Genomic DNA, 14563 nt, shown 5'->3' on the forward strand with positions numbered 1-14563 from the left:
TGCTGTGCAAAATAAAAAAATGGGCGAAGCGCCCATCTCTGAAACGTCGTTGAATACCGACGCTATAAAGTGTCCAGTTAACAAAAAGCCCCTAATAAGGGGCTCCGCTAAAACTGGTTGCGGGAGCCGGATTTGAACCGACGACCTTCGGGTTATGAGCCCGACGAGCTACCAGACTGCTCCATCCCGCGACAAAGCTGGAGCGGAAGTATACGGTTGATCCTTTTCAGGGTCAATCCAACCTTCCACATACAAGAAAGCCCGCTACTGCGGGCATTCTTGATAATTGGTACCGAGAAGGGGACTCGAACCCCTACACCCTATGGGCACAACCACCTCAAGGTTGCGTGTCTACCAATTCCACCACCTCGGCAATACTACATTTACATCATGAAACCCGTTTTACTTTTGCTCTTGAGCTGGAGGTACGTCAGTCGCAGGTGTTGCCGACTTTTGCTCTTCAAGCACCGGAACATCATCTGAAGCCGGCTTTTGCACTGGAACTTCCAACACCGCTGGATTTGGCAAACCTACTTGAGTCAGCTGTTCAGCTTTCTCTTTAGCAAAGTAACCTAACCCCAAGCTGGTTATGAAAAAACCTGCGGCAAGTATAGCAGTAAACTTACTAAGAAAGGTAGAGGAACCTTGGCTTCCGAACACAGTATTTGATGCACCTGCGCCGAAAGATGCTCCAGCATCCGCCCCTTTACCCTGTTGCAGCAGAACCAGGGCAATTACACCCAATGCTGTCAGCAGATGAAACACAGTTACGACGTTATCCAGCATTTCTCAGTTTCCTGCGGCACGAATGATCGCACCGAACTCATCTGCATTCAGGGAAGCCCCGCCAATGAGTCCCCCATCGATATCCGGCATGCTGAACAGTTCGACCGCATTGGCCGCCTTCACGCTGCCGCCGTATAGAAGTCGCACACCCTGTGCCACTTCAGAATTCTTTTGCGCCAGCTGTGAGCGAATGGCCGCATGCACATCTTGCGCCTGCTGTGGTGATGCGGTCAGTCCGGTACCAATAGCCCAGACCGGCTCGTATGCAATCACAGCATTTACAAAAGCATCAATACCGAACTCGTCAATTACGGCATTCAGTTGACGCTCTACCACTTCCAGCGTTTGCCCCGCTTCGCGCTGTTCAAGGGTCTCCCCTATGCACAACACTGGCGTAAGCCCTGAGGCTTGAGCCGCTGCAAACTTGCGGTTAAGTGTTTCATCCTGCTCACCCAAAATCAGGCGACGCTCGGAGTGACCCACAAGCACCAGCTTGCAACCTGCGTCCAACAACTGGCTCGAAGAAACCTCACCAGTCAATGCGCCCTGCTCCGACTCTACTGCAGAATCCTGTGCACCAACCGAAATCGGTGAGCCTTGCAAGCCATTGATAACTCGATCAATAAAGAGCTGAGGCGGAAAAACTGCAACATCGACACCGTTTGGCAAGGCAAGCCCACGCAGACCGTTGATCAGCGCATCGACGCTGGCGCGGGTACCGTACATCTTCCAGTTACCAGCTACCATCATGCGACGCATGCTTTACCTCATCGGTCAAAGTGGGCGCAGATGTTACCCAACCACATCCGCGCTGGCAAGCCGAATTCAGGCACAAACTTCACTTACCAGTTTTGCCAGCTCTTCGGCATAACCCCGAACCATGGTTTCGTCATCACCTTCGACCATTACACGCACCAATGGCTCGGTACCGGACTTGCGCAACAACACGCGCCCACGACCTTGCATGGCCTCTGTTACGCGCGCGCACGCCTCTTTGACAGCAGGATGCTCCAAGGGGCTAACACCTCCACCAAAGCGGACATTGACCAATACTTGCGGGCATTTACGCAAAGCCTGACGCGCTTGCGCCAACCCCTCACCGCGCCGACGCAGAGCCATCAACACCTGAAGTGCTGCGATAATGGCATCACCAGTGGTGGTGTTTTGCAGACAGAGAATGTGACCGGAGTTCTCACCACCAATCTGCCATTCACGCTCTTGCAGCTCAGCAATCACATAACGGTCACCAACATTGGCGCGCACAAATGGAATGCCAAGATTGCCCAACGCCAGCTCAAGTCCCAAATTGCTCATCAATGTGCCAACGACACCGCCTTGCAACTTGCCGCGCTCGTGCAAATCCCTGGCAATGATAAACAGCAACTCATCACCATCAACAATTGCCCCCGTATGATCGACCATCAATACCCGATCACCATCGCCATCAAAGGCAATGCCCAGGTCCGCACCCTCAGCCAGCACCGCCGCCTGCAATGACTCCATATGGGTCGAGCCACAGTTGTCGTTAATGTTCAAACCGTTAGGCTGGGCCGACAAAACCGTGACTTGCGCGCCCAATTCCTTGAAGACACTGGGGGCTACTTTATAGGTAGCACCATGAGCGCAGTCGAGAACGATATTTAGATCGCTGAAATTAGTACCGGTAGGAACACTGCTTTTGCAAAATTCGATATAGCGACCCGGGGCATCGTTGATGCGCGATACCTTGCCGAGCTTGTCAGAGTCAACGACTGTCATGGGAGCATCCAGCAACTCCTCAATCATCAATTCAACGTCATCCGGCAGCTTGGTGCCATCACCCGAAAAGAACTTGATACCGTTGTCATCGTGAGGATTGTGCGATGCGCTGATCACAATTCCCGCCTGCGCATGAAAGGTGCGCGACAGGTAAGCAATGGCAGGCGTCGGCATTGGCCCTAGCAACATCACATCGGCACCGGCCGCAGACAAACCTGCCTCCAGAGCAGACTCGAACATGTAACCGGAAATCCGTGTGTCCTTGCCTACCAGAATCCGGCAAGCCCCCTTACTGCGAAACGCCATGCCCGCAGCCCATCCCAACTTAAGCATAAAGTCAGGGGTTATTGGATAGACGCCGACCCGACCACGAATACCGTCGGTGCCAAAATACTTCTTTGTCATAACTACTCCATTATTCTTAGTCGGCGCACTCTACTGCTGCGATCATCCGTACCACATCAACTGTTTGGGCGACGTCATGGACACGTAAAATACGTGCCCCCTTATTCATCGCCAGTGCCGCAAGTGCCAGACTGCCATACAGCCGCTCAGAAACCGGGCGATTCAGTGTTTGGCCAATCATGCTTTTACGCGAGACCCCCACCAACAGAGGACGCCCCAGCAACAGCAAGGCATCCATATGTTTGAACAGACTCAGATTATGCTGCAAGGTTTTGGCAAAGCCAAAGCCCGGATCAAGGACAATTCGGTCAGAGGCAATACCGGCCGCTGCGCACTGCTGCATACGATCAAGCAGAAAAGCAGAAACTTCACCCACCAAATCATCGTAATGGGGATTGTTCTGCATATCGCCCGGCTCACCCAGCATATGCATCAGACACACAGGCAAACCTGTCGCCGCAGCTGCCTGCAAGGCACCCTCACGACGCAGAGAGCGCACATCATTGATGAGGCCAGCGCCAAGACGAGCAACCTCAGTCATGACGATTGGCGCAGACGTATCGACTGAAACAATCACATCCAATTCGCGACTGATGCGCTCCACAACCGGTGCAACGCGATCGAGTTCTTCTTGCTGAGATACTGCCGGAGCGCCGGGCCGGGTTGACTCACCGCCTACATCAATAAGCGTCGCACCGGCCAAGACCATCGATTCAGCATGGCGCAATGCAGCGTCCAGCGCAGCAAAGCGGCCACCATCAGAAAAGGAGTCAGGGGTTACATTGAGAATGCCCATCACATGCGTATGGGCCAAATCAAGAACCCGGTTGCCGCAAGGCAACCGGGTTGAGGGCTGAACAGAGGTCATTTCAAGCCTTATTGATCAGCAGCCGGGCCACCGATAGGTGTTTCAGGACGTTCAGTCTTGTCGAGGTTCGGCGTGGTCGGAGTGCCCGAACCACCGTCTTCCCAATCTCGCGGCTCACGCGGTGGTCGACCTGACATGATGTCGTCGATCTGATCAGCATCGATCGTCTCGTACTTCATCAAGGCATCCGCCATAGCGTCCAGCTTGTCACGGTTCTCGGTCAGGATCTGCTTGGCCGTGTTGTAACAGTGATCAATGATGCTACGTACTTCAGAGTCAATCAGCTTGGCTGTTTCACCTGAAACATTCGCACTCTGACCACCGCCACGCCCCAGATAAGACTCTTCGTCTTCGGCATACATCAGCGGCCCCAGCTTCTCGGATAGGCCCCATTTGGTAACCATGTTCCGGGCAATCTGACTGGCGCGCATAATGTCGTTTGACGCACCCGTCGTCACACCATCAAAGCCCAAGGTCATCTCTTCAGCAATGCGACCGCCGTAAAGCGAGCAGATTTGGCTGATCAACGCACGCTTGGACAGGCTGTAACGATCCTCTTCGGGCAGGAACATGGTAACGCCCAGCGCGCGGCCACGAGGAATGATCGAGACCTTATAAACCGGGTCATGCTCAGGCACAACGCGCCCAACAATAGCGTGACCTGCTTCGTGGTAAGCCGTATTACGTTTTTCTTTATCAGACATCACCATCGATTTGCGCTCAGCGCCCATCATGATTTTGTCTTTAGCCAGCTCAAACTCTTTCATTTCCACAACACGCTTACCGGTACGCGCTGCGAACAAGGATGCTTCGTTCACCAGGTTGGCCAGATCTGCACCCGAGAAACCCGGTGTACCACGTGCGATAACCGCCGGCTGGACGTCATCGCCCATCGGCACTTTGCGCATGTGGACTTTGAGAATCTGCTCACGACCACGAATGTCCGGCAAGCCAACCACCACCTGACGGTCAAATCGACCTGGACGCAACAGCGCAGGGTCAAGCACGTCAGGACGGTTAGTCGCGGCAATCACAATGATGCCGTCATTCATCTCGAAGCCGTCCATCTCAACCAGTAACTGGTTCAGCGTTTGCTCGCGCTCATCATGACCACCGCCCATACCGTTACCACGGTGACGGCCGACAGCATCGATTTCATCGATAAAGATGATGCAAGGCGCATGTTTCTTGGCTTGCTCAAACATGTCACGAACACGGCTTGCACCAACGCCCACGAACATCTCAACGAAATCGGAGCCCGAAATCGTGAAGAAAGGAACCTTGGCTTCACCCGCAATCGCTTTAGCAATCAAAGTTTTACCCGTGCCAGGCGGGCCAACCATCAGCACACCACGAGGAATACGGCCACCCAGACGCTGGAACTTGCCAGGGTCACGCAAGAACTCGACCAACTCGCCGACTTCTTCCTTGGCTTCATCACAGCCTGCAACGTCAGCCAGGGTCGTTTTAACCTGGTCTTCAGATAACAGACGTGCCTTGCTCTTGCCAAAACTCATCGGGCCGCCTTTACCACCGGCACCGCCCTGCATTTGACGCATAAAGAACATGAAGACCGCGATGATCACCAGTATCGGGAAGCTCGCAACCAACAGTTGAGTCCAGATACTTTGCTGCTCAGGCAATTTGCCCTCAACGGTTACATGGTTATCAACCAAGTCACCGATCAAACCGTTGTCCTGAATAGCCGGACGAATGGTTTTGAAGGTATCGCCATCGCTTCGTTTGCCGGTAATCACGTAGCCATCCACGGCAACGCGCTCGACCTTGCCATCCTTAACTTGCTGGATGAAGTCGGAATAGTTGAGGGTTTGTGGCTCGTTTGGACTGGAGAAGTTGTTCATCACTGTCACCAAGACAGCTGCGATGATCAACCACAGGATCAGATTCTTTGCCATATCGTTCAATTAGCTACCCTCTGAAGCAAGCCCCGCTACTGAAGCGTGCTTCGCATGATATTCACCGGCATAACTTACTACATTGCCTACAACCCTTGCAGGCTCCGTCTGTAACCCTTTGTGAAACTTTGACTACACAATATTCGTTATGACAGCGCTGTAAAGCGATACAAAAAAACCTATCGCCCCTGTTAGAGACGCTCATCACTGGCAGAACCCTCGATTCCACGGAAGCCACGACCGAGCAAATACTGCTCGCGGGACCGGTCACGTGACGAGGTTGGCTTGCGCATCTGCACTTTATCAAAAAGTTTGCGGATGTCTTTGTGGTATTGGTCGAAGCCCTCACCCTGGAAGACTTTGATCAAAAAATCACCACCTGGACGCAGAACTCGCCCGGCAAGATCCAATGCCAACTCACAAAGGAACATTGCCCGCGGCATATCTACAGCTGCCAATCCACTCATATTGGGGGCCATATCGGAAATCACAAGGTCAACTTGCGTATTTCCGACCGCTTCCAGGATTTGTGCCAGCACCGCATCCTCAGTAAAGTCACCTTTGATGAAGGTGACATCAGGAATGCTGTCCATATCCAGAATATCGGATGCGATCAGACGGCCCTGACCACCGATCAGACGACTGGTCACCTGAGACCACCCACCCGGGGCTGCACCCAAGTCGATCACAGTCATGCCTGGACGGATCAGTCGATCACGCTCCTGAATCTCCAGCAATTTATAGCTCGCACGCGAACGGTACCCGTCTTTTTGCGCCATTTTGACGTACGGGTCGTTGAAATGCTCTTTCAGCCAGTTAAGGCTAGTCTTGGAACGGGCCACGGGCCACCTCAAAAAATTTAAACGGGTCGTGATTAACCGGGCGGTCTGTGACTCGCTCGGGTAAACTGGCCGCCGCTTTTTACAAGATCAGACACAGGGGTCAGATTATGCCGCTCACTCAAGAGCTGAAGAAACAGTACAAGTCCATTGGCCACCATCTGAAACCAGTTTTGACTGTGGCTGACAATGGTTTGACTGAAGGTGTTTTAGCCGAACTCGAACGCGCATTGGGCGATCACGAGTTGATTAAAATCAAAGTCAACATCCTGGATCGCGAAGCCCGTTTGGCGGCCATTGCAGAACTCTGCAAGGCTGGCAAAGCGGACTTGGTACAGGTTATCGGTAAAATGGCGCTTCTGTACCGCAAAAACGTCAATGTGAACAAGCAACTGTCGAACGTCCATCGTTTCAAGTGATGCCGACAAGGGTCAAGGGTGCGCATCGCGCACCCTGACACTCTTGCCTTCAGGCCTAGCATTATCTCTGCCCGCGCAACGCACCTGGCAGCCATAGCATCCTGCGCTACACCCTCCTCTCGACTCGCTGCACGACACACTCAGACACACGACCTGACATTTCGCCCAGCATCACTGCCAGCCTGTTTTGACCAGCAGCGCCCAACAATTCTGTGTGAAGCGTATTAAGACCGCCAACCCGAGACAATAAGGCCAGCCGCCAAAGCAGTGCGCCCGCACGAAGCGGGCGCCTTTACTCAGATGTGACGCACTTCGACAATCTCGTACTCAATAACACCACTGGGTGTTTTCACCGCGACTACATCGCCTTCTTCCTTGGCAATCAAGGCGCGCGCAAGAGGCGAACCCACGGAGATTTTGCCAAGTTTGAAGTCGGCCTCATCCTCACCCACGATCTGGTACGTCACGCTTTCGTCAGTTTCAACGTTAGCAATTTCTACCGTAGTACCGAAAATCACTTTGCCAGTATGAGGAATAGTCGTGACATCAATGATGACCGCGTTTTGCATGCGGCCCTCGATATCACGAATACGCGCCTCAACCATACCCTGCTGCTCACGAGCAGCATGGTATTCAGCGTTTTCTTTCAAGTCGCCCAATTCACGGGCCGTACCGATGTCCTGGCTCAGCTTAGGTCGAACAACCTTGGTCAGATGAGCGTGCTCTTCTTCCAGGGCTTTGGCGCCCTGGACTGTCATTGGGTATTTGATCATGCCTTCAATCCTGCGTGTAGATCCTGCAAGCTGCGTACGGTTTTTTCAGGACCGAATTTAAGCGCTTCACAGATCGCTTCGCCAGCAGCAATGGTCGTTGTGCAGTAAATCTTGTGCTGCAGCGCGTTGCGGCGAATGGAGTAAGAGTCAGCAATCGACTGACGACCTTCAGTGGTATTGATGATCAGGCTGACTTCGTCATTCTTTATCATGTCGACAACGTGTGGGCGACCTTCGGTCACCTTGTTCACGCGACGGACTTTAAGACCGGCAGCCTCAATAAACTTGGCAGTGCCGACCGTCGAAACGATTTCAAAGCCCAGATCGATCAGGTCACGTGCGACACCCGCCACCAAAGGCTTGTCATCGTCACGCACGCTGATGAACGCCGTTCCGCCCGTAGGAAGCACTTCGCTAGCGCCCATTTGGGCCTTGGCAAATGCCTCACCAAAGGTATCGCCCACGCCCATTACTTCACCGGTGGACTTCATCTCTGGGCCGAGAATCGGGTCAACACCCGGGAATTTGGCGAACGGGAAGACCGCCTCTTTCACACTGTAGAAGTTAGGAATGATTTCTTTGGTGAAACCAATTTCCTTCAGGGTTTTACCAGCCATGACGCGTGCTGCGATCATTGCCAGAGAAACACCGATGCACTTGGATACGAAAGGAACGGTACGCGAGGCACGCGGGTTCACTTCGATCACGTAGATGTCTTCGCCTTGCAGAGCAAGTTGCACGTTCATCAGGCCGACAACGCCCAATTCCAGAGCCATTTTTTTGACCTGTTCGCGCATCTCGTTCTGGATGTGCAGCGGCAAAGAGTACGGAGGCAACGAGCACGCGGAGTCGCCGGAGTGAACACCCGCCTGCTCGATATGCTGCATGATCGCGCCGATGACTACATCAGTGCCGTCGCATACCGCATCAACGTCCATTTCGATTGCGCAGTTCAGGAAGTGATCCAGCAGCACCGGGCTGTCGTTGGACACTTTCACTGCATCACGCAGATAGCGCTTGAGCTCTTCTTCTTCGTAGACGATTTCCATCGCACGACCGCCCAACACGTAGGAAGGACGCACTACCAGCGGATAACCGATTTTGGCGGCTGCGCGGATGGCTTCGTCTTCGCTGCGCACCGTCGCGTTTGGCGGCTGACGCAGGTTCAGGCGCTCAACCATTTGCTGGAAACGCTCACGGTCTTCTGCTCGGTCGATGGCATCAGGGCTGGTACCGATGATCGGCACGCCAGCTTCTTCAAGAGCACGCGCCAGTTTCAGCGGGGTTTGGCCGCCGTACTGAACGATCACGCCTTTTGGCTTCTCGACACGAACGATTTCCAGCACGTCTTCCAACGTGACGGATTCAAAGTACAGACGATCCGAAGTGTCGTAGTCGGTGGAAACGGTTTCCGGGTTGCAGTTGACCATGATGGTCTCGTAACCATCGGCACGCAGCGCCAGAGCAGCGTGAACGCAGCAGTAGTCGAACTCGATACCTTGACCGATACGGTTAGGGCCACCGCCCAGAATCATGATCTTGTCACGATCCGAAGGGTTGGATTCGCACTCTTCCTCATAGGTGGAGTACATGTAAGCCGTATCAGTCGCGAACTCGGCTGCGCAAGTGTCAACGCGCTTGTAAACCGGGAACACTTCCAGCTTGTGACGGTGGCGACGCAGGTTTTTCTCGGTCACGCCCAACAGTACGGCCAGACGAGCGTCCGAGAAACCTTTGCGCTTAAGGCGATACATCGCATCGCGATCAATCGAGGACAGCGCCATTGTCTTGATCTTCTCTTCGTCCTTGATCAGATCTTCGATCTGTACCAGGAACCAAGGGTCAATCATGTTCATGCCGAAGATGTCTTCGACTGTCATGCCTGCGCGGAATGCGTCAGCCACGTACCAGATACGCTCGGCACCCGGCACAGTCAGCTCGCGCTTGAGCACGGCCATGCTTTCCGGGTTGCTCAGGTCGAGCTTTGGATCGAGACCACTAACGCCCACTTCCAGACCACGAAGGGCTTTTTGCAGCGATTCCTGGAAGGTGCGGCCGATGGCCATCACTTCACCCACCGACTTCATCTGAGTCGTCAGGCGCGCGTCAGCTTTCGGGAACTTCTCGAAAGCAAAACGTGGCAGCTTGGTCACAACGTAGTCGATGGACGGCTCGAACGAGGCAGGCATCGCACCGCCGGTGATTTCGTTTTGCAACTCATCCAGGGTGTAACCGATGGCCAGCTTGGCAGCGATGCGTGCAATCGGGAAACCTGTAGCTTTCGAAGCCAGCGCCGAGGAACGCGATACACGCGGGTTCATCTCGATCACGACCATACGGCCAGTGTCCGGGCAAATACCGAACTGAACGTTGGAACCGCCTGTTTCAACGCCAATTTCACGCAGTACCGCCAAAGAGGCGTTACGCATGATCTGGTATTCCTTGTCCGTCAGGGTTTGCGCAGGCGCAACGGTGATCGAGTCACCGGTGTGCACACCCATCGGATCAAAGTTTTCAATCGAGCAGACGATGATGCAGTTGTCCTTCTTATCGCGGACAACCTCCATCTCGTACTCTTTCCAGCCAATCAGCGATTCGTCGATCAACAGCTCTTTAGTGGGCGACAAATCCAGACCGCGAGAACAGATCTCTTCAAACTCTTCACGGTTGTAAGCAATACCGCCACCGGTGCCACCCATGGTGAAGGACGGACGAATAATGCAAGGAAAGCCCAGCTTTTCGAGAACCGCATTGGCCTCTTCCATGCTGTGAGCGATACCCGAACGCGGACAATCAAGGCCGATGGACTTCATGGCCTTGTCGAAGCGCGAACGGTCTTCAGCTTTATCGATGGTGTCGGCATTGGCACCGATCATCTCTACACCGAACTTCTCCAGAACGCCTTCACGCTCTAGATCCAGCGCGCAGTTCAGAGCAGTCTGGCCACCCATGGTTGGCAACAGTGCGTCTGGGCGCTCTTTCTCGATGATCTTGGCAACAGTCTGCCACTTGATCGGCTCAATATAGGTAGCGTCGGCCATGTCCGGATCGGTCATGATCGTGGCTGGGTTGGAGTTAACCAGAATAACGCGGTAACCCTCCTCGCGCAGAGCCTTACAGGCCTGGGCGCCGGAGTAGTCGAATTCGCAGGCCTGGCCGATAACGATCGGGCCAGCGCCGAGAATCAGGATGCTTTTAATGTCTGTACGTTTTGGCATGGGTTTTTCACTCAAATCCGCAGGTCAGTCGGCAAGCCGTCAATCAAGATGCTGAAGCGCCCGAGGGGCCACCGAAGTTCGGGGCCACCATCGGAGCGCAACGGAGCATTGATCAGCGGCGCTTGGCCATCTCATTGATGAAACGATCGAACAGCGGCGCTACGTCGTTCGGGCCCGGGCTGGCTTCAGGGTGACCCTGGAAGCTGAAAGCGCTCTTGTCGGTCAGTTCGATACCCTGAAGGGTGCCGTCGAACAGCGACTTGTGAATCGCACGCACATTGGCTGGCAAGGTGGCCTCATCCACAGCAAAACCGTGGTTCTGGCTGGTGATCATCACAACACCTGTGTCCAGATCCTGAACCGGGTGGTTAGCACCATGGTGGCCATGACCCATTTTCACAGTCTTGGCGCCCGAAGCCAGTGCCAACAGCTGATGGCCCAAGCAAATACCAAACACTGGAATCTCGGTGGTCAGCACTTCCTGAATCGCCTTGATTGCGTAATCGCAAGGCTCGGGATCACCCGGGCCGTTGGACAGGAACACACCATCAGGACTCAGCGCCAGTACATCACTGGCAGGCGTCTGAGCCGGAACCACGGTCACGCGGCAGCCGCGCTCAACCAGCATGCGCAGGATGTTCCACTTTACGCCGTAATCGTAAGCCACAACGTGATAAGGCAACTCGCTGGCTTCGATAGTCGGATGGCTGTCGGTCGCCAGGTTCCAGACGCTGGAACGCCACTCATAGGCTTTATCGGTGGTGACTACTTTCGCCAAATCCATGCCTTTAAGGCCTGGAAAACCACGTGCAGCGGCGATGGCAGCTTCGTCAGAGATGTTGTCGCCAGCCATGATGCAGCCGTTTTGTGCGCCTTTTTCACGCAGAATGCGTGTCAGGCGACGTGTGTCGATACCGGCGATAGCCACAACATTGTTGGCTTTCAGGTAGTCAGACAGCGACAGGGTGTTGCGCCAGTTGCTGGCAACCAGTGGCAGATCACGGATTACCAAACCTGCGGACCAAACACGATCAGACTCGGCGTCTTCCGGTGTAGTACCGGTATTGCCGACATGCGGGTAAGTCAGGGTCACGATTTGCTGAGCGTAGGAAGGATCCGTCAGGATCTCCTGGTAGCCAGTCATTGCGGTGTTAAACACCACCTCACCAACGGTTTGACCGTCGGCACCAATGGCTTCGCCGCGAAAAATGCTGCCATCAGCGAGGGCGAGTATGGCTTGCTTAGTCAAGAAGACCTCCCGTAAATAAAGCCTGAAAGGGCGATCGCAGGTTGTAAAAAAGCGGAGTGACGTATGGACACGTCACCCCGCTTCTTCACTGAATAATTCTGCGCGCTTTTAGTGGACACACTAAAGCTGTAGCTTACAGAAAAAGGCTTTTTTGGTCTACCGCTAAAGTGCCGAAAAGGCTGAGGAATGCGACAGGACATCGCTTAGCGGGTAAAAACCGGGCTATTGATAGCGCAATAGCCCGATAATACAGAGGCATTTCAACGCAGGTCGAGCACATCCTGCATGTCATACAGGCCCGGCTCGCGCCCCTCCAGCCAAAGCGCAGCGCGAACCGCACCCTTAGCGAACGTCATGCGGCTGGACGCTTTGTGGGTAATCTCAAGGCGCTCACCTTCAGTGGCGAACAACACCGTGTGATCACCGACCACGTCACCACCGCGTACAGTCGCAAAACCAATAGTCTCGCGCTCACGTGCGCCGGTATGCCCTTCCCGACCATAGACCGCAACCTTTTGCAGGTCACGCCCCAACGCATCGGCAATCACCTCACCCATACGCAGGGCCGTACCCGAAGGCGCGTCGATCTTGTGACGGTGATGGGCTTCGATGATTTCGATGTCCGCATCCTCACCCATCACCCGTGCCGCCATATCCAGCAACTTAAGCGACAAATTGACGCCAACACTGAAGTTCGCTGCAAACACGATCGGAATGTCTTTGCCAGCATCAGCCAACAATTGTTTTTGCGCTGCATTGAGCCCTGTAGTACCAATCACCATCGCCTTGCCTGAATGACGGCAAATCTCCAGGTTTTTCAACATAACTTCGGGCAGCGTGAAATCGATCAACACATCGAAGTCATCCACGACCGCCTGCAAGTCAGCCGACAACGGCACACCCAGCCGACCCAGAGAGACCAATTCACCGGCATCAGCACCGATCAACGAACTACCCGGGCGAACAATCGCAGCGGTCAAACCGCACAGCGGCGAGCGCTGCTGCACCGCATCGATCAGGGTTTTACCCATACGCCCGGCAGCGCCCATTACAGCTATACGTCGCATGCCTCGCCCCTTATAAGTCGCCGAAGAAGCGCTTAACGCCTTCGAACCAGCCCGTTGCGTTAGGCGAGTGACTGCTGTCACCTTCCAGCGTAGAGCGGAACTCTTCCATCAGCTCACGCTGACGTCGGTTCAGCTTCACCGGTGTTTCAACCACAACACGGCACATCAAATCACCAGCACCACCCCCACGCACAGGAGCAACACCTTTACCGCGAATGCGGAATTGCTTACCGCTTTGCGTCCCCTCAGGCACTTTCAACTTGACCCGACCATCAAGCGTCGGCACTTCAAGTTCTGCCCCCAATGCGGCATCAGCAAAATTGATCGGCACTTCACAGAACAGATGCTTGCCGTCGCGCTGGAAAATCGCATGCTCGCGCACCTCGATCACCACGTACAGATCGCCCGCAGGCCCACCCTGTACGCCTGCCTCGCCCTCACCCGAAAGACGAATACGATCGCCTGTATCAACACCCGCAGGCACTTTGACCGACAGGGTTTTGTACTCTTCTACGCGGCCTTCGCCACGGCAGCTGTCGCACGGATCGGAAATGATCTTGCCCTGACCATGGCAGCGCGGACAGGTCTGCTGCACCGCGAAGAACCCCTGCTGCATACGTACCTGGCCAATACCGCCACAGGTCGTACAGGTAACAGGCGAAGAACCCTTCTTGGCGCCAGAACCGTCACACGGCTTGCAATTAACCAGCGTAGGAACACGGATATTGACCGTGGTACCGCGTACAGCCTCTTCCAGATCCAGCTCCAGCGTATAGCGCAAATCGCTACCACGCTGAGCGCCGCCCCGGGAGCCGCCACGACCACCGCCAAAGAAATCACTGAACACATCGCCAAAAATATCGGAGAAGTTTTGCCCGCCAAATCCTGCCCCGCCGCCACCCATTTGCGGATCGACACCGGCATGCCCGTATTGATCATAGGCGGCCCGCTTGCTGGAGTCCGACAGGACTTCGTAAGCTTCGTTAGCTTCTTTGAACAGCTCTTCTGAAGCCTTGTCATCCGGATTACGGTCCGGGTGATGCTTCATTGCCAGACGTCGGTATGCCTTCTTTAACTCCACCTCAGTGGAAGTACGCTCGACACCCAATATTTCGTAATAATCGCGCTTTGCCATAATTCTTTGCACTCTCAAGGACGTTCGGCAAAACCCTCCCGAGCCTCACCAAACCCGCCAAACCCGATAGACATCAGACTCGACTCACGTCTTTTTCAACGATATTGGTTTCTGATTAACAGCCAATGCA

General features: G+C 54.4%; 12 protein-coding genes and 2 tRNA genes. 1 reads left to right on the forward strand and 13 read right to left on the reverse strand.

The window, feature by feature from the left end:
• Positions 1–114: 114 nt before the first annotated feature.
• The 8 genes from ACI7MX_RS15905 to rlmE all read right to left on the reverse strand — a co-directional run bounded on the left by ACI7MX_RS15905 (position 115) and on the right by rlmE (position 6575).
• Positions 115–191 (reverse strand) — tRNA-Met (locus ACI7MX_RS15905).
• A gap of 96 nt (positions 192–287) precedes the next feature.
• Positions 288–373 (reverse strand) — tRNA-Leu (locus ACI7MX_RS15910).
• Positions 374–402: 29 nt separating this feature from the next.
• Positions 403–786 (reverse strand): preprotein translocase subunit SecG, encoded by a 384-nt coding sequence (gene secG / locus ACI7MX_RS15915; RefSeq protein ID WP_122783705.1) that lies wholly within the window; start codon positions 784–786, stop codon positions 403–405.
• A gap of 3 nt (positions 787–789) precedes the next feature.
• Positions 790–1545: a triose-phosphate isomerase gene (gene tpiA, locus ACI7MX_RS15920; RefSeq protein ID WP_405590126.1), complete on the reverse strand. Its 756-nt coding sequence runs from the start codon at positions 1543–1545 to the stop codon at positions 790–792.
• Positions 1546–1611: 66 nt separating this feature from the next.
• A complete protein-coding gene (gene glmM, locus ACI7MX_RS15925; protein WP_314492964.1) occupies positions 1612–2949 on the reverse strand; it encodes a phosphoglucosamine mutase in 1338 nt (445 codons plus the stop codon).
• Positions 2950–2965: 16 nt separating this feature from the next.
• A complete protein-coding gene (gene folP / locus ACI7MX_RS15930) occupies positions 2966–3817 on the reverse strand; it encodes a dihydropteroate synthase (RefSeq protein ID WP_314492961.1) in 852 nt (283 codons plus the stop codon).
• 8 nt (positions 3818–3825) lie between these two features.
• Positions 3826–5733: an ATP-dependent zinc metalloprotease FtsH gene (gene ftsH / locus ACI7MX_RS15935; protein ID WP_314492958.1), complete on the reverse strand. Its 1908-nt coding sequence runs from the start codon at positions 5731–5733 to the stop codon at positions 3826–3828.
• 191 nt (positions 5734–5924) lie between these two features.
• A complete protein-coding gene (gene rlmE / locus ACI7MX_RS15940) occupies positions 5925–6575 on the reverse strand; it encodes a 23S rRNA (uridine(2552)-2'-O)-methyltransferase RlmE (RefSeq protein ID WP_019410404.1) in 651 nt (216 codons plus the stop codon).
• 107 nt (positions 6576–6682) lie between these two features.
• On the opposite strand from rlmE, the gene ACI7MX_RS15945 reads away from it, so the two are divergent.
• Entirely contained in the window at positions 6683–6991 is a 309-nt protein-coding gene (locus ACI7MX_RS15945; protein WP_122783711.1) for a YhbY family RNA-binding protein, read from the forward strand.
• Between the two features lie 296 nt (positions 6992–7287).
• Here the strand turns inward: ACI7MX_RS15945 and greA are convergent, their stop codons facing one another.
• From greA to dnaJ, 5 genes are all read right to left on the reverse strand, one after another.
• On the reverse strand, positions 7288–7764 hold the full coding sequence (gene greA, locus ACI7MX_RS15950) for a transcription elongation factor GreA (protein WP_122783712.1): 477 nt from the start codon (positions 7762–7764) through the stop codon (positions 7288–7290).
• Positions 7761–10982, reverse strand: coding sequence for a carbamoyl-phosphate synthase large subunit (carB, locus tag ACI7MX_RS15955; protein ID WP_405590133.1), 3222 nt, complete (start codon positions 10980–10982; stop codon positions 7761–7763). The genes greA and carB overlap by 4 nt, the downstream gene beginning before the upstream one ends.
• A gap of 112 nt (positions 10983–11094) precedes the next feature.
• Positions 11095–12231: a glutamine-hydrolyzing carbamoyl-phosphate synthase small subunit gene (gene carA / locus ACI7MX_RS15960; protein WP_405590135.1), complete on the reverse strand. Its 1137-nt coding sequence runs from the start codon at positions 12229–12231 to the stop codon at positions 11095–11097.
• Between the two features lie 260 nt (positions 12232–12491).
• Positions 12492–13298 carry a 4-hydroxy-tetrahydrodipicolinate reductase gene (dapB, locus tag ACI7MX_RS15965; RefSeq protein WP_405590138.1) on the reverse strand — a complete coding sequence of 269 codons (807 nt, stop codon included), beginning with the start codon at positions 13296–13298 and terminating at the stop codon, positions 12492–12494.
• A gap of 10 nt (positions 13299–13308) precedes the next feature.
• Positions 13309–14433 carry a molecular chaperone DnaJ gene (gene dnaJ, locus ACI7MX_RS15970; RefSeq protein WP_405590141.1) on the reverse strand — a complete coding sequence of 375 codons (1125 nt, stop codon included), beginning with the start codon at positions 14431–14433 and terminating at the stop codon, positions 13309–13311.
• Between the last annotated feature and the right edge of the window lie 130 nt (positions 14434–14563).

It is taken from the genome of Pseudomonas sp. 2024-210, from assembly GCF_045062345.1.
GTDB lineage: Bacteria > Pseudomonadota > Gammaproteobacteria > Pseudomonadales > Pseudomonadaceae > Aquipseudomonas.